The organism is Lentzea albida (assembly GCF_900111005.1).
GTDB lineage: Bacteria > Actinomycetota > Actinomycetes > Mycobacteriales > Pseudonocardiaceae > Lentzea > Lentzea albida.
The window spans coordinates 63095-82080 of the sequence record NZ_FOFV01000008.1 but is presented as its reverse complement, the minus strand read 5'-3'; the positions used below and the strand labels follow the sequence as shown (position 1 = coordinate 82080).

Annotated in this window: 15 protein-coding genes; 8 read left to right on the top strand and 7 right to left on the bottom strand. The window is 68.6% G+C overall.

Annotated features, from left to right (window positions below):
- Nucleotides 1-21: 21 nt before the first annotated feature.
- Complete coding sequence (locus BMY74_RS20865) at nt 22-1257, top strand: 3-oxoacyl-ACP reductase (protein WP_089918480.1); 1236 nt, start codon at nt 22-24, stop codon at nt 1255-1257.
- The gene (locus BMY74_RS20860; protein WP_089918478.1) at nt 1257-2018 is read left to right on the top strand and encodes a MaoC family dehydratase; all 762 of its coding nucleotides are present in this window, start codon (nt 1257-1259) and stop codon (nt 2016-2018) included. The genes BMY74_RS20865 and BMY74_RS20860 overlap by 1 nt, the downstream gene beginning before the upstream one ends.
- Here BMY74_RS20860 and BMY74_RS20855 read toward each other — a convergent pair.
- Nucleotides 2007-2642: a TetR/AcrR family transcriptional regulator gene (locus BMY74_RS20855; protein WP_089919062.1), complete on the bottom strand. Its 636-nt coding sequence runs from the start codon at nt 2640-2642 to the stop codon at nt 2007-2009. The genes BMY74_RS20860 and BMY74_RS20855 overlap by 12 nt on opposite strands.
- A gap of 103 nt (nt 2643-2745) precedes the next feature.
- Between BMY74_RS20855 and BMY74_RS20850 the strand changes: the two genes are divergently transcribed.
- The 3 genes from BMY74_RS20850 (at nt 2746) to BMY74_RS20840 (ending at nt 6178) form a co-directional block, all read left to right on the top strand.
- The gene (locus BMY74_RS20850; protein ID WP_089918477.1) at nt 2746-3375 is read left to right on the top strand and encodes an SCP2 sterol-binding domain-containing protein; all 630 of its coding nucleotides are present in this window, start codon (nt 2746-2748) and stop codon (nt 3373-3375) included.
- 15 nt (nt 3376-3390) lie between these two features.
- Nucleotides 3391-4605: an acyl-CoA dehydrogenase family protein gene (locus tag BMY74_RS20845; protein ID WP_089918473.1), complete on the top strand. Its 1215-nt coding sequence runs from the start codon at nt 3391-3393 to the stop codon at nt 4603-4605.
- A 1189-nt stretch (nt 4606-5794) separates the two neighbouring features.
- Nucleotides 5795-6178: a hypothetical protein gene (locus BMY74_RS20840; protein ID WP_143091649.1), complete on the top strand. Its 384-nt coding sequence runs from the start codon at nt 5795-5797 to the stop codon at nt 6176-6178.
- Between the two features lie 3 nt (nt 6179-6181).
- Here the strand turns inward: BMY74_RS20840 and BMY74_RS20835 are convergent, their stop codons facing one another.
- Together BMY74_RS20835 and BMY74_RS20830 are read right to left on the bottom strand one after the other, a co-directional pair.
- Entirely contained in the window at nt 6182-6508 is a 327-nt protein-coding gene (locus tag BMY74_RS20835) for a hypothetical protein (RefSeq protein ID WP_089918468.1), read from the bottom strand.
- Between the two features lie 66 nt (nt 6509-6574).
- Nucleotides 6575-7495, bottom strand: a complete 921-nt coding sequence (locus tag BMY74_RS20830; RefSeq protein WP_089918466.1) for a helix-turn-helix domain-containing protein — start codon at nt 7493-7495, stop codon at nt 6575-6577.
- Between the two features lie 62 nt (nt 7496-7557).
- Between BMY74_RS20830 and BMY74_RS20825 the strand changes: the two genes are divergently transcribed.
- Nucleotides 7558-8682, top strand: coding sequence for a pentapeptide repeat-containing protein (locus tag BMY74_RS20825; protein WP_143091648.1), 1125 nt, complete (start codon nt 7558-7560; stop codon nt 8680-8682).
- On the opposite strand, the gene BMY74_RS20820 is transcribed toward BMY74_RS20825, so the two are convergent.
- Genes BMY74_RS20820 through pdhA form a run of 3 tightly spaced genes read right to left on the bottom strand, consistent with a single transcriptional unit; the run spans nt 8676 to nt 12300 of the window.
- Nucleotides 8676-10064, bottom strand: coding sequence for a dihydrolipoamide acetyltransferase family protein (locus BMY74_RS20820; RefSeq protein WP_089918462.1), 1389 nt, complete (start codon nt 10062-10064; stop codon nt 8676-8678). The genes BMY74_RS20825 and BMY74_RS20820 overlap by 7 nt on opposite strands.
- Nucleotides 10065-10078: 14 nt before the next feature.
- Nucleotides 10079-11104: an alpha-ketoacid dehydrogenase subunit beta gene (locus BMY74_RS20815; RefSeq protein ID WP_089918460.1), complete on the bottom strand. Its 1026-nt coding sequence runs from the start codon at nt 11102-11104 to the stop codon at nt 10079-10081.
- A complete protein-coding gene (gene pdhA, locus BMY74_RS20810; RefSeq protein WP_089918458.1) occupies nt 11104-12300 on the bottom strand; it encodes a pyruvate dehydrogenase (acetyl-transferring) E1 component subunit alpha in 1197 nt (398 codons plus the stop codon). Before pdhA ends, BMY74_RS20815 begins: the two co-directional genes overlap by 1 nt.
- A gap of 355 nt (nt 12301-12655) precedes the next feature.
- Here pdhA and BMY74_RS20805 point away from each other — a divergent pair, with 355 nt between their 5' ends.
- Nucleotides 12656-14074 (top strand): M20/M25/M40 family metallo-hydrolase, encoded by a 1419-nt coding sequence (locus BMY74_RS20805; RefSeq protein WP_089918455.1) that lies wholly within the window; start codon nt 12656-12658, stop codon nt 14072-14074.
- Here BMY74_RS20805 and BMY74_RS20800 read toward each other — a convergent pair.
- Nucleotides 14025-16058: a hypothetical protein gene (locus BMY74_RS20800; protein ID WP_089918453.1), complete on the bottom strand. Its 2034-nt coding sequence runs from the start codon at nt 16056-16058 to the stop codon at nt 14025-14027. The two genes, BMY74_RS20805 and BMY74_RS20800, sit on opposite strands and share 50 nt — an antisense overlap.
- A gap of 136 nt (nt 16059-16194) precedes the next feature.
- Here BMY74_RS20800 and BMY74_RS20795 point away from each other — a divergent pair, with 136 nt between their 5' ends.
- Complete coding sequence (locus BMY74_RS20795) at nt 16195-18849, top strand: MGH1-like glycoside hydrolase domain-containing protein (protein WP_089918449.1); 2655 nt, start codon at nt 16195-16197, stop codon at nt 18847-18849.
- The last annotated feature ends 137 nt before the right edge of the window (nt 18850-18986 follow it).

The following is an 18986-nucleotide window of genomic DNA, read 5'->3' as shown; positions in this document are numbered from 1 at the left end:
CTAGCGAGTAGGTTGTGGTTCGTGGACAGGTACCAGAAGTTCGCAACGTCGGGGCTCGGCCGTCAGCTCGTGCGCAGGCTTGGCCTGCCGGACCCGTATCCGCTGCGCCGCGACGCCGCACTGGCCACACCGGTGCTCGTCGGTGGCGCCACCCGGCTGCCCTTTCTGAAGCAGCTGGAAACTGGGCCTGCCCCGTACGGCGCGCTGGTGTTCGACGCGTCGGAGCTCTCGTCCGTCTCCGACCTGCGGCAACTGCACGAGTTCTTCCACCCGGCGATCACGCAGCTGGGGCCGTGCGGACGCGTGGTGGTGATCGGGCGGTCGCCGGACTCCGTGGCGCAACGGGCGTTGGAAGGCTTCGTGCGATCGGTCGGCAAGGAGCTGCGCCGCGGTGGCACGGCGAACCTCGTGTACGTGGCGGACGGAGCCGAGGACGGGGTCGAGTCGACGTTGCGGTTCTTCCTCTCCGGGCGGTCCGCGTACGTGTCCGGGCAGGTCGTGCACGTCTCCGGGAACGCCGCTCCGGCCACGCTGAAGGGCAAGGTCGCGCTGGTCACGGGCGCCTCGCGGGGCATCGGCGAGGCGATCGCGGCCACGTTGGCCCGCGACGGCGCGCACGTGGTCTGCCTCGACGTGCCCGCGGCGGGTGACGAGCTGTCGAAGGTCGCGAACTCCATCGGCGGGTCCGCGTTGCAGCTCGACATCACCGGCGACCCCGCCCGGCTGACCTCGTACCTGCTGGAACGGCACAGCGGTGTCGACATCGTCGTGCACAACGCCGGCATCACGCGCGACAAGACGCTGGCGCGCATGGACTCCTCGCAGTGGGACTCGGTGCTGGAGGTCAACCTCGCCTGCCAGGAACGGGTCAACGACGCGTTGCTGCACGACGGCGTGCTGCGCGGCGGTGGGCGGATCATCGGGGTGTCGTCGATCGCCGGGATCGCGGGCAACCGCGGCCAGACCAACTACGCCACGTCGAAGGCGGGCGTGATCGGCATGGTGCAGACGCTCGCGCCCGTCCTCGCGGCTCGGGGCGCCACGATCAACGCCGTGGCACCCGGTTTCATCGAGACGAAGATGACGGCCGCGGTGCCGTTCGCGACCCGCGAGGCCGGGCGGCGGATGAACAGCCTGTCGCAGGGCGGGTTGCCGGTCGACGTCGCGGAGACCGTGGCGTGGTTCGCGTCGCCGGGATCCGGTGGCGTGAACGGCAACGTCGTGCGGGTGTGCGGCCAGATGCTGCTGGGGGCCTGATGCTGCTGCGCGCCGCCCTCACGTCGTTCCGGCGCGGCGAAACGCTTGCCGCGCAACCGGTGTCGGCCTCCGTCGACGTCTCGCTGAAGCACCTCGCGGCCTACAACTCGGTGTGCGGCTTCGGTTTGCGCGACGCGTTGCCGTTGACCTACCCGCACGTGCTCGGGTTTCCGCTGCAGATGAAGCTGATGTCCGGGCCCGGGTTCCCGTTCCCGCTGCCCGGCCTCGTGCACGTGGCGAACCGGATCACGCAGGCGCGGCCGCTGACCGCGGACGAGCCGCTGGAGATCACGGTGTCCGCGCGCGATCTGCGACCACACCCCCAGGGCACGCAGGTGGACGTGGTGACGTCGATTTCCGGTGTCTGGGAAGGGGTTTCGACCTACCTGCGACGCGGTGGCGGTGCGTCCAGCACCGGCGAGCAGCTGGAACGGCCGGTCGCCTCGGCGGTGTGGCGGGTGCCGGCGGACATCGGGCGGCGCTACGGCGCGGCGTCCGGCGACCGCAACCCGATCCACCTGCACCCGTTGAGCGCCAAGGTGTTCGGCTTCAAGCGGGCGATCGCGCACGGCATGTGGACGAAGGCCCGGTGCCTGGCCGCGCTGGAAGGACGGCTGCCCGAGGCCGTGACGGTCGACGTCCGGTTCAAGAAGCCGCTGCTCGTCCCCGGTCGCGTCGAGTTCTCGGCGAGCGAGAACGGCGGCGGCTGGGAGTTCGCCGTGTGGGGCAAGGGACCCCACGTGCTCGGCTCAACGTCGTGACGGTGGATGCCAGACGTTGCCGTCGACCAGGTCGCCGAACCCCATCCAGACGAGGTTCATGAGGCGGGCCGCGACGACGCCGGCGGGTTCCTCGGGGTGGTCGAGCCACCAGTCCGCGAGCGACTCGCCGGCCCCGACCAGCGCGGCGGCCAGCGACTCGGCCTCGAGTTTGGTCGCCGGAGCCTTCGTCGACTGGGTCAGCAGCGCCGCGACCAGCGACACCGCGCGAGCGCGCATGTCCATGAGCTCCACCGCGAACGGACCGCCCTGGTTGGACGCCTGCCGGTGCAGCACCTGCCAGCTCGCCCGGTTCTCCCCGACGAACCCGAAGAACGCCCGCAGGCCGCTCCACAGCTGCACGTCGGGTTCCTGGTCGGGCTCGACGCCCGTCGCGATGGCCTCCATCATGCGGGTGGCCTCACGCCGGATGCACGTCGCGAACAACTCCTCCTTGGAGCCCAGGTAGGCGTACAGCATCGGTTTCGAGATGCCCGCGACCTCGGAGATCTCGTCCATGGAGGCCGAGTGGAAGCCGAGCCGCGAGAACACGTCGACGGCGGCGTCCATGATCTGCCGCTCACGCACGGCGCGTGGCAAGCGCTTGGCTCGACCTTCTGTGCGCATCACTACCCCTCGGTTCGAAGCCGCAAGATTATCCGATCGGCTTGCCGCCCTATCTACTCATCAGTAGTCTTACTCGCGAGTAGGTACCAGGAGGTGTCCCACCATGACGCTCGACCTCAGCACCGAGGCGATCGCGAAGCTCAGCCCGGCCGAGCTCATCAGCACGCTGGAGAAGACCTCGCCGGACGACCCCGCCCTGAAGGACGTCGACATCGACGTCATCGCCCGCGGGATCGACCCGAAGAAGCTGGGCAAGGACGACTTCGCGGCGCTGCTGCGGGCGTTGGGCAGGCTGGCGGACGGCGGCGCCGACCTCGACCTGTCGAAGATGGACCCGTCGAACTTCGCCCGCATCATCTCGCGCGCCTCGAAGGACCAGATCGAGGCCGTGGTCGCCGACGAGGCCCTGCGCGTGCGCGTGCTGGACGAGGTGTTCCGGCGCATGGAGGTCCACTTCCGGGCGGACCGCGCCGGCGCCACCAAGGCGGTCGTGCACTTCCACGTGCTCGAAGACGTGTACGAGGCCATCATCGAGAACGCCGAGTGCACCATCAACAAGGGCGTGACGCGCGAGGCCCGCGCCATCGTGACGCTGACGCCCGCCGACTTCCTGAAGCTCGCGACCGGCAACGCCTCCGCCCCCGTGCTGTTCATGACGGGCAAGCTGAAGGTGAAGGGCGACCTGGGGTTCGCGGCCGGGTTCATGAGCCTGTTCAACATCCCGAAGGCCTGACGGAGAGGTTTTGCAGTGGGTGGCTTCTCGCTCGAGCTGAACGAAGACCAGACCGACCTGCGCGACTGGGTGCACGGTTTCGCTCGCGACGTGATCAGGCCGGCGGCCTCGGAGTGGGACGAGCGCGAGGAAACGCCGTGGCCGGTGATCCAGGAGGCGGCGAAGATCGGCCTCTACGGCTTCGAGGCCCTCGCGACCTGGTTCGCCGACCCCATCGGGTTGTCGTTGCCCATCGCCACCGAGGAGCTCTTCTGGGGTGACGCCGGCATCGCGTTGTCCCTGATGGGCACCGGTCTGGCCGTAGCCGGCATCTTCGCGGGCGGCGAGCCCGAACAGCTCGCCGAGTGGGTGCCGGAGTGCTTCGGCGACGAGTCGGACCCGAAGCTGGCCGCCTTCTGCGCCTCCGAACCCCAGGCGGGCTCGGACGTGGCCGGCTACCGCACGCGCGCCCGTTACGACGAGGCCACCGACGAGTGGGTGCTGAACGGCCAGAAGGCCTGGGCCACCAACGGCGGCATCGCGAACGTGCACGTCGTCACCGCCGTCGTGGACCCCGCTCTGGGCTCACGCGGCCAGGCCGGGTTCATCGTCCCGCCCGGCACGCCGGGGTTGTCGTCGCCGGGCAAGATCAAGAAGCACGGCATGCGCGCCTCGCACACGGCAGACGTGTTCCTGGACGACGTGCGGGTGCCCGGACGCTGTGTTCTGGGTGGCCGGGAGCGGTTGGAGGCACGGCTGGCTCGTGCCCGCGAGGGTCTGCGCGCAGGTGGCCAGGCCGCGATGGCGACGTTCGAGACCACGCGCCCGACGGTGGGCGCCATGGCCGTGGGTGTCGCACGGGCCGCCTACGACTACGCGCTGGAGTACGCGAAGGACCGCGAGGCGTTCGGCCGCAAGATCATCGAGAACCAGTCGATCGCGTTCGACCTCGCCAACATGCGGATGGAGATCGACGCGTCGCGGCTGCTGGTGTGGCGGGCGGCGTGGATGGGGCGCAACAACGTGCCGTTCACCGCTGGTGAGGGCTCGATGTCGAAGCTCAAGGCGTCCGAGGTGTCGGTGTGGGCCACGGAGCGGGCGATCCACATCCTGGGTGGGGCCGGGTACACCCGCGAGCACCCGGTGGAGCGGATGCACCGGGACGCCAAGATCTTCACCATTTTTGAAGGCACGAGCGAGATCCAGCGGCTCGTGGTGTCGCGCATGATCTCCGGGATGCAGATCAAGTAGAGCGCGAAGCGGGCGGTCTTCGGTACCGCCCGCTTCTACTTCTTGGCGAGTGTTATGAGAGCACTCAGAACCGCCCCGATCGCTGGAATCAGCACGACCAGCCGTGTCCACACAACGCTCGTCAGCGCCTCAACCCTCTGATGCCGCCGAGGCCTGAGCAGCGTGGCACCGCTAGGCGGCCGACTGAGGTCTGGCGGAACAAACCTTCGCGGCCCCTGAAAGTGAACCGCTGCTTAGGCGCACACTTGCAGCACATCATGTGTTCGACGACGATCGAGCAGGTCTTCACTCGCCCAGCAAATCCAGCAACCGAGTGTCGCCACTCTGCGGTTATTTCTTTCATTGGAATCAAGCCCGCTCAACATCGCGATTTTTCGAGAGATGATCCAAGCGCTCGTTCGCAATCTCGATCGGATCGAGCGAAGGCTGGTGTTTCGCGAATCGATGTAGAGCGGATCGCGCTCAACCCACGCTTGCAGCCTCTGCAGTCTGTCTAGAGCATGGATCACCCGTCCGAGCTCCAAGACAATGGATCCAGCACCGGTGAACCTACGCGAGACTATGAAGTACCGCGCCGCAAGAAGGTACCCCACGAAGATCAAAGCGGCCGCCCCGAGCAACACCGCAAGCTGTGGCGCGCCTTGCAGACCTAGCCTTGAGATTACAATTTCTGACACCTTGCCAACAAGGTATCCGATTACAAACATTGACATCATCGACAAAGCAAGTACGCGAACTAGCCAATACGTCTCGATATTCGATAGCCGCTTACGCGTTTGCCGATCAACACCATAGTTCTCCAGCACACCCCAAGGGCCGCGATTGCGCCTGATCTTGCTTGCGCGGAGAGAAGCCAGCACACGGAGCCAATAGTTTCGCATCGAGATGGACTACCCGTCGTCTTGCCGAGTTTTGACGAGATAGTCGCGAACACTGATGAGCGTGTTACGGCTCGTGCACAGGAATCAAAGATCTCATCTGTGGTCGAGGTGCGGCTGCTTCAGTCCGACGAAGCCGAGTTGGCGGTAGTGGCGGGAACCGCCCCACTGGGAGGGGCAAGTGGCGGATCGTAGTCACAGGATTGAGGTGATGGCCCGCCGTTCCCCTGCGCCGGCGGGCCACTCGCACAAGGATCAACCTCAGCGGTTATGACCCGGTAAACGACCTGGTGGCCCTAGGGTCGCAAGACATGAGACCTTCTCAACTCCAGCGGGCCTCGATCCTGGTGATCTTCGTTGACGCCGTCGTCATCGTGTCCGGGTTCCTGACCGGCAGCCCGTTGCTGCCGAGGGCGGCGAACGTCGTGCTGGTGGTGATCTCCATAGCGCTCATGCTGGTCACACGTCTGAAGGTCGGCAACGACTACGACGTCAAGACGATGACCCGCCCGGTGTGGGCGTTCTCGGTGGGAGTGGTCGCGTTCTTCGGCGGCGCGATCCTCTTCGTGATCCCGCTGTTGAACGAGCAGCAGCAGAACGACCCGGTCGCGAACCAGCGCGGGTGGGTGGGGCTCGCCCTCTCGTTCGCGGGAGGCTGTCTCCTGTACGCCGGTCTCCGCCGCAACGACATGTGACCGCTAGAGCGGCAGGGTCAGGACTGCGCCGACGCGCTTGAGTTCGCGGCGGTGCACGGCCAGCAGGACCGTGTCGTGAGGGCGGCGGAAGTGCAGCACCACGAAGTTCGGGTGCGGCGGGTCGTGGTCGATGATCTGCTCGACGCGGCCCTCGTCGTTGCTGAAGACGATGCGCTCGTCCCAGATGATCTTGGTCGGGCCGAAGAACAGCTCGCCCTCGTGCCACTCGCCGTCCAGGAAGACGTCGCCGTCCCCGCGCGTGTGGTCGTCGCCCGACGGCCCGAAGGCCTCTGCGAGAACTCCCCCGAGAATCTCGAAAAGCACTGACATAACGAACCCCCTTCGTTGCCACGAGAACGAGCTGGGCGCCCAGCTGGTTCCCGTTGCAGGCAGGGTTCAGCCGAATGGCTGGCCGGCTTCGCGCAGCCAGGCGCGCTCACGCGAGTGGTCCGGCATCGCGGGCCAGCCGTTGACCTTCGCGATCAGCACCCAGTACCGCTCGGCGCGGGGGTCGGCGAAGTCGGAGAGTTCGCGCAGCTTCGCCACGAGGCTCTCGTCGTTCGGCAGGCCCAGGGCCTCCGCCCAGTTGGCGTTCACGCGGTCCACGACCTCGCGGGCCTGTGCGGACTCAGGTGCGATGCCGGCGTCGACGGCTTCTTTCGCCTGGGCGATCGCGAAGTTGAACGCCTCCATCTGGTTCTCCGAACGCGGACCCATGTCCTCACCGTTGCGGCGGTACTCCTCGTGCTGCTGGGACATCCGCTTCACGACAGCGCGGAAGTCCGGGTCCTGCACGAGCTTCGCGAGTTCGACCCACGCCTCCAACTGCTCGGTCGACGGGTCGTCCGGCAGCTCGATGCGCACGGACCGCATGTGCTGCTCGAACTGCGGATCCATCTCGTAGGGGCCGAACACCTCCTCGAAGAAGTCGTCGAGGATCCGCTGGCGCTCCTCGTCCGACATGCGTGCCAACTCGTTCATCAGTTCCATCTCCCCTCCTTTGGCGACGGCGCGCAGCACGGCCCGCCTGAGCCGCAACGTCTTCATCTGCGCGTCGATCGCATCCGCGTGTGCACGCGCCACGTCGGTCACCGACACCTCGCGGGCCAGCACCTTGCCGGCCGTGGGCAGGTCCACGCCCAGGTCTCTGAGCGTGCGGACCAGCTTGAGCCTCGCGACCGCGTCGGCGTCGTAGGTGCGGTAGCCGCCGGTGGTCCTGTCCGCGGGCGGGATGAGGCCCGAGTCGGAGTAGAACCTGATGGTGCGGACGGTGAGTCCGGTCATCCTGGCGAGCTCGCCGATCTGGTAGCGCGTCACGGGACCTACTGTGAACCCTCCAGTTGCTGGAGGGTCAACCTGAATACGGCACGATCACCTGTGTGGGGTCGAACACCTGGCAATACGCGGCTGTGGGGGCACTGGCCGTGGTGTGGCTGCTGTTGCTCGCCCGGCGCCTGAAGCTGCCGCTCCGCCGCCGGAAGCGGGAGAGCCAGTCGCCGGTCTGGGTGTCGATCGTCGGGTGGCTGGTGATCGCGCTGCTCGTGGCCGCGGCGGCGGGTGGTGGGCTGCTGTGGATCCTCGGCTGGCCGACGATGCCGAAGCAGGCCGCGTTCTCCACGACCGAGATGCTGGACCTGTTGAAGATCGGGCTCGCGGTGGTCGCCGGGTTCGGCGGTGTGGTCGCGCTGGCGGTGAACTACCGCAAGCAGCGCGTCACGGAGGCAGCCCACACGCACGCGCTCAACCAGGAGGAACGCGAGCGCACCAAGCTGTTCAACGAACGCTTCAAGGTCGCCGCCGAGTTGCTGAGCGGTGAGCAGCCCGGCCTGCGCATCGCGGGCGTGTCCGCCATGGCCGGTCTCGCGGACGACTGGGAAGCCCAGCGGCAGACGTGCGTCGACGCGTTGATCGACCAGCTGCGGCTGCACGAGGACGACGCCCAGACGGCGAACAAGATCTTCCGCGCCCTGCGCGACCGGCTCGGCACGCATCGCGAGGCGGGACCGTGGTCGGAGCTGAACTTCGACTTCACCGGAGTCCGCTTCGTCGACGCCGACTTCAGCGAGCGCACGTTCACCGGTGCGGTCGTCCTCGACGGTGCCGAGTTCACCGGTGACCACACGTCGTTCGAGCGCACCGCGTTCAGGCACACCACGTTGAGCTGCCACGGCACGACGTTCACCAACACCGAGGTGAACTTCCAGGACGCGTACTTCGACTTCGGGGCCATCGAGTTCGTCGGCTGCGCGTTCGACCGGACGACCTTGAACCTGCACCGCCTGGACGCGCTCTACAGCAGGATCGACTTCTACCGCAGCACCTTCACCGGCAGCGGCGTCGTCGGGCACGACCTGACCCTGTCACTGCCGGTGCGGGTGGAGCTGTGCACGTTCCTCGACAGCACCATCGACCTGCGCACGTTCGAGGCCGGCTTCCAGGCGGTGCGGTTCGTCGGTGGGGAGCCCGAAGGACTCCCCACCGCGTCGAGCGAACTGCCTCAGTAGGTCATCGCGATGCCCGGCTCGGCCAGCAGCGCGCCGACGTCGGCCAGGAACTGCGAGCCCTGCTGCCCGTCGACCACGCGGTGGTCGAAGGAGAGCGCGAGCTGGCAGATCTTGCGGACCTTGATCTCGCCGTCGACCACCCACGGCATGTCGCGGATCGCGCCCAGGGCGAGGATCGCGGACTCGCCGGGGTTGAGGATCGGCGTGCCGGTGTCGACGCCGAAGACGCCGACGTTGGTGATCGTGATGGTGCCGTTCATCATGTCGGCCGGCGACGTCTTGCCGTCGCGGGCGACCGTGGCGAGCTCGTCCAGCGCGACCGCGAGTTCCTTCAACGACATGCGGTCGGCGTCGCGGACCTTCGGCACCACCAGGCCGCGCGGCGTCGCCGCCGCGATGCCGAGGTGGACGTAGTCCTTGTAGACGATCTCGTTCGCCGCGGCGTCCCAGGTGGCGTTGACGTCCGGCGTGCGGCGGGCCGCGAGGATGACCGCCTTGGCGCAGAACGCCAGCGGGGTCAGCTTCACGCCGCGGAACTCCGGCGCGTTCTTGAGCTTCGCGCGCAGTTCCATCATCGGGGTCACGTCGACCGTCAGGAACTCGGTGACGTGCGGTGCGGTGAACGCGCTGTCGACCATCGCCTGGGCGGTGGCCTTGCGGACGCCCTTGATGGGCACCCTGCGTTCACGCGTGCTGTTGTCCACAGAGGACGCGGCAGCTGCCGCCGGGGCGGCGGGGGCGGAGACGGCGGTTTCGACGTCCTCGCGGGTGATGACGCCGCCGGGGCCGGAGCCCGTCAGGACGTGCAGGTCGACGCCCAGGTCCTTGGCCAGCTTGCGCACCGGCGGCTTGGCCAGCGGCACGTAACCGCCGGGCGCCACCGGAGCGGGAGCCTGGACCACCGGCGCCGCAACGGGAACCGGAGCCGGAGCGGGAGCCGGCGGGGCCGCGACGGCGGCGGCGGGCGCGGCGTCCTTGCGGGCGCGGCGCTTCGCGGTGCCGGACTTCGGGCCGTAACCGACGAGCGTCGCGATGCGACCGCCCGGCATCTCCTCGCCGATCTTGCCGGACGAGGTGCCGTTCGCCTCCGCCGAAGCCGCGACGGGAGCGGGGGCCGCGGGGGCGGCCGCGCCACCGGGGTCGGTGTCGATCGTGATGATCGGGACGCCGACCTCGACGGTCTGGCCGGGCTCGGCCAGCAGCTCCGTCACGACGCCGGCCCACGGGCACGGCAGCTCGACGGCGGCCTTGGCCGTCTCGATCTCGACGATGATCTGGTTGACCGCGACGGTGTCACCCGGCTTCACGTGCCAGGTGAGGATCTCGGCCTCGGTCAGCCCCTCTGCCGTGTCGGGCAGGGGGAATTGCTTGTACTGCGGCATTTCCGGTTGTCCCCTTACCAGGCGAGAGAGCGGTCGACGGCGTGCAGCACCCGGTCGAGGTCGGGGAGGAACTCCTCCTCGAGCTTCGACGGCGGGTACGGGGTGTCGAAACCGGTCACCCGCAGCACCGGTGCCTGCAGGGAGTAGAAGCACTCCTGCTGGACCTTGGCTGCAATCTCGCTGGCGATCGAGGACTCGGACGGCGCCTCGGACACCACGACCAGCCGGCCGGTGCGGCGCACCGACTCGAACACGGGCGCGAGGTCGAGCGGCGACAGCGTGCGCAGGTCGATGACCTCGAGCGACGTGCCGTCCTCTGCGGCCGCGTTCGCGGCGTCCAACGACGTCCTGACCATCGGGCCGTACGCCACCAGCGTCGCGTCCGTGCCGGGACGCAGCACGCGCGACTCGAAGAGCTTGCCGGGCTGGGCCGTGGTGTCGACCTCGCCCTTCTCGTAGTAGCGGCGCTTCGGCTCGAAGAACAGCACCGGGTCGTCGCAGTCGATCGCCTGCTGGATCATCCAGTACGCGTCGGACGGGTTCGAGCACGAGACGACCTTGAGGCCGGCGGTGTGCGCGAAGTACGACTCGGGCGACTCCGAGTGGTGCTCGACGGCACCGATGCCGCCACCGAACGGCACGCGGATCACGATGGGCATCTTGATCTTGCCCTGCGTGCGGTAGTGCAGCTTCGCGACCTGCGACACGATCTGGTCGAAGCCCGGGAAGATGAAGCCGTCGAACTGGATCTCGCACACCGGGCGGTAGCCGCGGATCGCGAGGCCGACGGCGGTGCCGATGATGCCGGACTCCGCGAGCGGCGTGTCGAGCACGCGCTGCTCACCGAAGTCCTTCTGCAGGCCGTCGGTGATGCGGAAGACGCCACCGAGCTTGCCGATGTCCTCGCCCATCATGATGACCTTGGGGTTGGCCTCCATGGCCGCCCGCAGGCCCAGGTTGAGCGCCTTCGAGATCGTGAGCGTCTGCACCGGGGAGGCCGGGGCAGCAGCAGCGGAACGGTCCATCGTCGGAGCAGCCATCAGTGCTCACCTCCAGCAAAACCCGAGACGTAGTCGAGGAATTCGTCGCGCTGCGCCTCGAGGTTGGGGTTCCCCTCGGCGTAGACGTTGCTGAAGATCCGTTCAGCGGGCGGGTCGGGCATGTTCGTGCAGAACTCCCGCAGCTCCTCGCCCAGCGCGTCGGCCTCGGCCTCGACGCCCTCGAAGAACTCGCTGTCGGCCCACTGCTGGCGCACGAGGTAGACCTTCACGCGCTCGATCGGGTCCTTGAGCTTCCACATCTCGAGCTCGTCGGACAGCCGGTAGCGGCTCGGGTCGTCGGAGGTGGTGTGCGCGTCCATCCGGTAGGTGAACGCCTCGATCAGGATGGGACCGTTGCCGTGGCGGCACTCGTCGAGCGCCCACTTAGTGACGGCGAGCGTCGCGAGGACGTCGTTGCCGTCCACCCGGATGCCGGGGAAGCCGTAGCCGCGGGCGCGCTGGTAGAGCGGCAGGCGCGACTGGCGTTCGGTGGGCTCGGAGATGGCCCACTGGTTGTTCTGGCAGAAGAAGACGAGCGGCGCGTCGTAGACCGCGGCCCACACGAAGCCCTCGTGCACGTCACCCTGGCTGGTCGCGCCGTCGCCGAAGAAGCACATGGTGGCTTCTCCCTCGTCGTCGCCGACCTTGCCGTCGAACTTCTGGCCCATCGCGTACCCGGCCGCGTTCAGGACCTGGTTGCCGATGACGATCGTGTAGGGGTGGAAGCGCTTCTCGACCGGGTCCCAGCTGCCCATGTCGGTGCCCCGGAAGATGCCGAGCAGGTCGGTCGGCTTGATCCCGCGCGTCCACGCGATGCCGTGCTCGCGGTAGCTGGGGAAGGCCATGTCGGTCTCGCGCATCGCACGGCCGGCGCCGATCTGCGCGGCCTCCTGACCGAGCAGCGGCACCCAGATGCCGAGCTGGCCCTTGCGCTGCAACGCGTTCGCCTCGCGGTCGACGCGGCGGATCAGGACCATGTCGCGGTACAGGCCGCGCAGTTCCTCCGCCGTGATGTCGATGTCGAAGTCGGGGTGGCTGACCCGCTCGCCCTCGGGCGTGAGGAGCTGCACCAGGTCGGCGCCGCCCTCGTCGGTCGCTCGCAAGCCCGCGATCACCTGCTCCGCCGTCGGTTTCGCGGCAGTGGCGGCCGGCGCTGCGTCCGGCTCAGGGTGCGTCCATTGCTCAGGGGACGACATGCGCCTTCTCCTCTGTCTACTCCGACCGCCCGATCGCTCGTGACGACCTCGTGCGGCGACGTCGGCGGTCACCGCCAGCCCTGTGGGGCCGGAGGCAGCCGTCGACGGTGACGGTGGCTTACGACCACATCCTGACACGGCCTCACGCGAGTTGGTGAGACCCGTCCCACTTCGTAACACACGAGTCAACGTTCTGATCAGCGACAACTGTCGGAAGTTCGACCTTTTGTCCTCCGACAGTTGTTGTCCGGAGAACGGACAACGTTGTCCCGGTTACCGATCGTTAACTTCGTGCGAGGCCTTTCCCAAGAGGCTACGGACGCGAGCGGAGCCGGAGTCGTGACAGGATCGAGAGGTGGACCGCTCAGTTGTGACCAGCACCGTCAGGACGCTCTGGGACGACGACATCGTCCCGAGCCTGTCTCAGCTCGTCGCCGTGCCGGCGATCTCGCCCGCGTTCGATCCCGCCTGGGAGGAACACGGAGAGTTGGCGGCCGCGATCGACCACGTGAAGGCGTGGATCGCCTCGCGGAACCTGCCAGGCGCGTCGCTCGACGTCGTCCAACTGGCGGGACGCACGCCGCTCCTCGTGGTGGACGTGCCCGCGTCCGGTAACTCGGGCGACGACACGGTGTTGCTCTACGGACACCTCGACAAGCAGCCGCCGGTCGGTGGCTGGGGCGAGGGTTTGGGCCCGTGGACCCCGGTGCTGCGTGACGGACGTCTCTACGGCCGCGGCGCGGCCGACGACGGTTACTCCGGATATGCCGCAATCGCCGCGATCGAGGCCGTGCGCGCGGCCGGTGGCTCGCACGCCCGGTGCGTCGTGCTGCTGGAGACCGGCGAGGAGTCGGGTTCGCCCGACCTGCCCGCGTACTTGGAACACCTCTCGGACCGGCTGGGTCGCGTCTCGCTCGTCGTCTGCCTGGACTCGGGCGGCTCCGACTACGACCGCATGTGGCTGACGACGTCGCTGCGCGGCCTCGTGCAGGTCACGGCCACCGTGCGGGTGCTCGACGGCGGCCTGCACTCGGGCATGGCGTCGGGCATCGTGCCGTCGTCGTTCCGGATCGCGCGGATCCTGCTCGACCGGATCGAGGATTCGGAGACCGGCGAGATCCTCGTGCCGGAGATGCACGTGGAGATCCCGGCGGGTCGCCTGGCCGAGGTGCGCGAGGCCGTCGAGGCCGCGCCCGGCGCGCTGTGGGACCCGGTGCCGCGGGTCGGCGACCTCAGGCCGATGTCCGACGACGAGGTCGAGCTCGCGCTGAACTCCGGCTGGCGGCCGACCCTGTCCGTCACCGGCGCCGAGGGCCTGCCCCTGCCGGACGACGCGGGCAACGTGCTGCGGCCGTACACCTCCCTCGTGCTCTCGTTCCGCCTGCCGCCGACGGCTTCCGCCTCGGCCGCCCTGGAGGCGGTGCGTCAGAAGCTGACCACCGACGTTCCCTACAACGCGACGGTGGAGCTCTCCCGCGTCGAGTCGGCCGACGGCTGGAACGCGCCCGAGCTGGCACCGTGGCTGTCCGCCGTGCTGGACGAGGCGGGCAAGGAGATCTTCGGCGCGCCGTGGCGGACCGTGTCGCTGGGCGGCTCGATCCCGTTCATGGGGCTGCTGCACGAGGCGTACCCGGAGGCGCAGTTCGTGGTCACGGGCGTGATCGGGCCGGACTCGAACTGCCACGTGCCGGACGAGTGGCTGCACCTCGCGCACGCGGCCCGCGTCACCGAGGCGATCGCGCTGGTGCTGGACTCGCACGCGAAGCAGAGCTGAACTCCTCCAGCAGGGCCAGGCCGGTGGCCGGGTTGCTCCCCGCGTAGCGGCGCGCTCTCGCGAGTGCGTCGACCTGCGCGGGGACCACCTCGGCCAGGTCGTCGGTGAAGTGGTCGCGGACGACGGCGAGGAACGCGATCCGCGCCGCCGCCCTGTCCGCGAGGTCCCCGATCGCGGAGTGCTCCTTCGCGTAGGAGGCCTGCACGCGGTCACGCAGGGTGTGCAGGTCAGGATCGGGATCGACGAGCACGCGCAGCAGTTTCGTCACGCCGTCGCGGTCGTCCAACGCCGTCAGCGCGTCGCTCGTCGTCTTGCACACCCTGTCCAGCTCGTCGGCGACCAGCCTCGCGGTCACCGCCCCGAGCGACGTGCCACGCGGCTGCCGGACGATCGCGCGGGCCGAGCGGGTGAGCTGCCGCGCGAGTCCCCCGGAGAACGCGTAGGCGAGCGCCACGAACACCTCCGGCAGGCCGTCCACCGACCTGCTGATGAGGCCGCGGGCCAGCTGGAAGTCCAGGTAGTCGACCCGGACGACCTCGTCGAACGAGCTGTCGAAGACGCTGCGCAGGCCCATGCCCGTCAGTTCGAAGTCGTGCTGCGCCTCGGTGGACACCGACATCAGGTAGTAGCAGCCGGGCACGTCGAACACGGCCTTGATCTCGTTGAGGAACCTGCGGGCGGGCTCGCCCGCGCCGATGCGGTCGATCTCGTCGATGGCGATCACCACGCGCACCGGGTCCAGCGCGCGGGCGACGGCGCCGACGAACCCGCGGAAGTCGTCGACCACCTCGGGATACGTCCGCGGGCGGCCGGTCAGGCTGGTCGCGCGCTTGTGGGCCAGCTCGGCTCCCCGGAACCCGAACTTCCCGCTCGTCTCCCCGGTGAGCGTCTGGACGTAGGCGATGTCCCGGAGTCCGCGCTGCGCCGACCTGGCCAGCCGATCCCGTTCACCGCGTCGAACCCGCCAGCGGCGCCAGACGCCCTTGTCACCGTTCTCGCGCAGGTGGGCGAGCACCGCGTGGCAGGCCTGCGCGTAGAGGTGCAGGACGAACTCACGCGGGACGTAGTCGACCGGCGCCGCGACCAGCACGCTCAGGTCGGCGACCTGGTCCTGCCCCCGGTAGGCACCCCGGCAGAAGGCCCTCAGCAGGTTGGTCTTGCCGGAACCCCGCGGTCCGGCGAGCGCGAAACTGCCGCCGTCGAGCGTGTCGACCAGCTCGGCCAGCTCCCTGCCGGCCGGCACCGGCTGGTGGCTGATCAGCGACCCGCCCCGGTGCAGGCTCTTCGCATCACCGAACACCAGCGCGGTGCCGGGGACGATCCGGTCGCCGCCGGACGCGGCGCGCAGCGCGGGCAGCACACCCTCGTGCAGCATCGCCGACCTCCACTCCTCGAGCGCCTGGCGTGCCGCAGCGAACCGGGCGCTGACCATCGGCGGTGACAGCAGCGCGGTGAGAGCCGTGGTCAGGCGGGACACACCCCAGACGATGCCGATCCCGAGTGGCACGGTGGCGAACAACGTGAGCCAGGAGACGGTGATCAGCGCGCCGAAGATCGCGCTGACCACGGCGAGGGTGAGGAAGCCCAGCCCGAGCACTCCCCAGAACCACGCGGCCGTCCTCCCGAGCGCGTTCGTGTACGAGATCCCCAACGCCACCGCGGCGACCGCGACGGCGGGTGCGGTGTGGCGGACGACGGGTATGGCGGGGTTGCCGTTGACCCCGTACTTGAACAACAGCACCGCGAGCACCCACTCCGTCACCGGAATGACGAAGAGCAACAGGCAGCGCCACAGGAACGGGTGCCTCGTCACGAAACCCGAACTCACGACCGCGAGCTTCACGTAGCGGTCTTGCTGGGCACGCGCCGCAGCGACGATCCACGGTTTGGCGTCGCGCAGCACGGCCCGCATCGCCTCGGAACCACCGGGTGGTGCTTCGAGCGCCACCTCGACGGCCTCCTCGAAGACCTCGTCCTCGGTCACCCGTGCATGGTGCGCTCGTTCGGGAACGTCCGAAATGCGCCGAACAGGTCACGCTCCACCCGGCTTCGAGTGAGCTAGGACTCAGCCGAGACGTGGGCCCGACCGACCGTCCTACCTGGTGTCCCACACTGGGCGGATGGTCGAACATGCGGAACGGGCGCGCCTCGCGGAGTCGGACACCCCGACGTCGCCGTGGCGGCTGTGGGGGCCGTACCTGTCGGGCCGCCAGTGGGGCACGGTCCGCGAGGACTACTCACCCGAGGGCGACGCGTGGGCCTCGTTCCCGTTCGACCACGCCCGGTCGCGCGCGTACCGGTGGGGCGAGGACGGCATCGCCGGCATCTGCGACGTGCACGGGTTCCTGAACTTCTCCGTGGCCCTGTGGAACGGCAAGGACCCGTTCCTCAAGGAGCGGTACTTCGGCCTCACCAACGAAGAGGGCAACCACGGTGAGGACGTCAAGGAGCACTGGTGGGTGACCGACGGGACGCCCACCCACTCCTGGATGCAGGTGCTCTACCGGTACCCGCAGCGCGAGTTCCCGTACGAGCAACTCCGGGAGATGGCGCGCAACGCGGGGCGGGAGAACCGCGAGCCCGAGCTGAGCGACACCGGGGTGCTCGACGGGAACCGGTTCTTCGACGTCCAGGTCACCTACGCGAAGGCCGACACGGACGACATCTGCGTCGAGATCAGCGCCACCAACCACGGGCCCGAGGACGCGCCGCTGCACCTCCTGCCCCAGCTGTGGTTCCGCAACACGTGGGCGTGGGGGCGAGACCAACGGCCGTGTCAGCTCGTCGCGAGCACCACGGCCGGACGCAAGGTCACGGCCGACCACGGCAACCTGGGCCGGTACACGCTGCACCTGGACGACTCGCCGTCGATGCTCATGACGGACAACGAGAGCAACGAGGTCGCGCTCTTCGGGGCCGCGCGCAACCCCTCGCCGTGGGTCAAGGACGGCATCTGCGACTACGTGGTGCGCGGCAGCACCAGCTCCTGCCAGGTGGCCGGACCGGACGACGCCGGGACCGCCGGCACGAAGTTCGCGGCCTGGTACTCGTTCGACCCCGTCGAGCCGGGCGAGACGGTGACGGTCAGGCTGCGGCTCGTCGGCGGTGACGGGCACCTCGACCCGTTCGGGCCGGGCTTCGACGAGGTCATGAGCAGCAGGAAGGCCGAGGCCGACGAGTTCCACGACACCATCGCGCCGCAGGCCGGTCCCGAGGAGAGGCACGTGCTGCGGCGCGCGCTCGCGGGTCTCATGTGGACCAAGCAGCACTACCGGTTCCGCACGCGCGACTGGCTCGACGGCGACCCGACGAAGCCCGAGGCGCCGTCCAGCAGGAGAACGGCCAGGGCGCGCAACGTGCACTGGCGCCACCTCGACGTCGCCGACGTCATCTCGATGCCGGACGAGTGGGAGTACCCCTGGTTCGCGGCGTGGGACCTGGCGTTCCACACCATCCCGTTCACGCTGGTCGACCCGGCGTTCGCGAAGGAGCAGCTGCTGCTGTTCTGCCGCGAGTGGATGATGCACCCCAACGGCCAGATCCCCGCGTACGAGTGGGAGTTCGGCGACGTGAACCCGCCGGTGCACGCGTGGGCGGCGCTGCAGGTCTACCGCGCGGACGGCAGCAGGGACCGCGGGTTCCTCGCCAAGGTCTTCCACAAGCTGCTGCTGAACTTCTCCTGGTGGGTCAACCGCAAGGACGCCGACGGCAGCTACCTGTTCGAGGGCGGGTTCCTCGGCATGGACAACATCGGGCCGGTCAACAGGTCGGAGCCGATGCTCGGCGAGTGGCGGCTGGAGCAGTCCGACGCCACCTCGTGGATGGCCGCGTACAGCCTGCACCTCATGCAGATCGCGCTGGAGCTGGCGCGCCACGACGAGTCCTACGAGGACGTCGCCACGAAGTTCGTCGAGCACTTCCTGTCGATCGCGGAGGCGTTCACGCACTTCGGGTCGCACGGCGGCGGGATCTGGCACGACGAGGACGGCTTCTGCTACGACCGGGTCTCGCGACGGCGTCCCGATGGCGAGATCGAGTCCGAACCGGTGCGCGTGCGGTCGATGGTGGGCCTCATCCCGTTGCTCGCGTCGGCGGTCTTGGAGCCGTGGGTGCTCAGCGACCTGCACGGGTTCACGAGCCGGTTGGACCACCTGCTCAAGCGCCGGCCCAAACTGCGGCAGTTCATCACCTTCCACTACGAGCGCGGCGCGTTCGTGTCGTTGCTCGACGAGGGCAAGCTCAAGCGCGTGCTGCACCGGATGCTCGACGAGCAGGAGTTCCTGTCGCCGCACGGGATCCGCTCGCTCAGCGCCGCCCACCGCGAGGGCCTGGAGGTCAAGGTCGCGGGCCAGGACCACCGCATGGGCTACGAGCCGGGCGAGTCGCACACGCCGATGTTCGGCGGCAACTCCAACTGGCGCGGCCCGATCTGGCTGCCGACCAACGCGCTGCTGGTCGAGGCGTTGCGGACGGTCTGCGCGTTCCACGACGGCACGTTCCAGGTCGAGATGCCGACGCACTCCGGGCGCTGGGTCACCGCGGGCGCCGTCGCGGACGAGCTCTCGGACCGCCTCGTCGGGCTGTTCCTCCCCGACCAGGACGGGCGCAGGCCGTCGGACGGCAAACGCGTCGAAGCCTCCGAATCACCTCTTTGGCGCAGTCATGTCACCTTCAGCGAGTACTTCGACGGCGACACCGGTGAGGGTCTCGGAGCCACTCACCAGACCGGGTGGACGGCTCTGGTGGCGGGTCTGTTGACCGAAAGAACACGCTGACCAGCACTGTCGTGATCAAATCCTGATCAAGGAGACACTCGCGTATCGTAATCATTCGTGTGCAATACGTGAAGAAGTTGTGTGATCTGAGCCAACTGGCGCAAGATCTTGTGATCGAAAAGCTGATTTGACGCAAA

Coding starts and splice junctions, on each gene's coding strand:
- BMY74_RS20860 (WP_089918478.1), top strand. CDS start 1,257: ATGCTGCTGCGCGCCGCCCTCACGTCGTTCCGGCGCGGCGAAACGCTT.
- BMY74_RS20855 (WP_089919062.1), bottom strand. CDS start 2,642: ATGCGCACAGAAGGTCGAGCCAAGCGCTTGCCACGCGCCGTGCGTGAG.
- BMY74_RS20850 (WP_089918477.1), top strand. CDS start 2,746: ATGACGCTCGACCTCAGCACCGAGGCGATCGCGAAGCTCAGCCCGGCC.
- BMY74_RS20840 (WP_143091649.1), top strand. CDS start 5,795: ATGAGACCTTCTCAACTCCAGCGGGCCTCGATCCTGGTGATCTTCGTT.
- BMY74_RS20835 (WP_089918468.1), bottom strand. CDS start 6,508: ATGTCAGTGCTTTTCGAGATTCTCGGGGGAGTTCTCGCAGAGGCCTTC.
- BMY74_RS20820 (WP_089918462.1), bottom strand. CDS start 10,064: ATGCCGCAGTACAAGCAATTCCCCCTGCCCGACACGGCAGAGGGGCTG.
- BMY74_RS20815 (WP_089918460.1), bottom strand. CDS start 11,104: ATGGCTGCTCCGACGATGGACCGTTCCGCTGCTGCTGCCCCGGCCTCC.
- pdhA (WP_089918458.1), bottom strand. CDS start 12,300: ATGTCGTCCCCTGAGCAATGGACGCACCCTGAGCCGGACGCAGCGCCG.
- BMY74_RS20795 (WP_089918449.1), top strand. CDS start 16,195: ATGGTCGAACATGCGGAACGGGCGCGCCTCGCGGAGTCGGACACCCCG.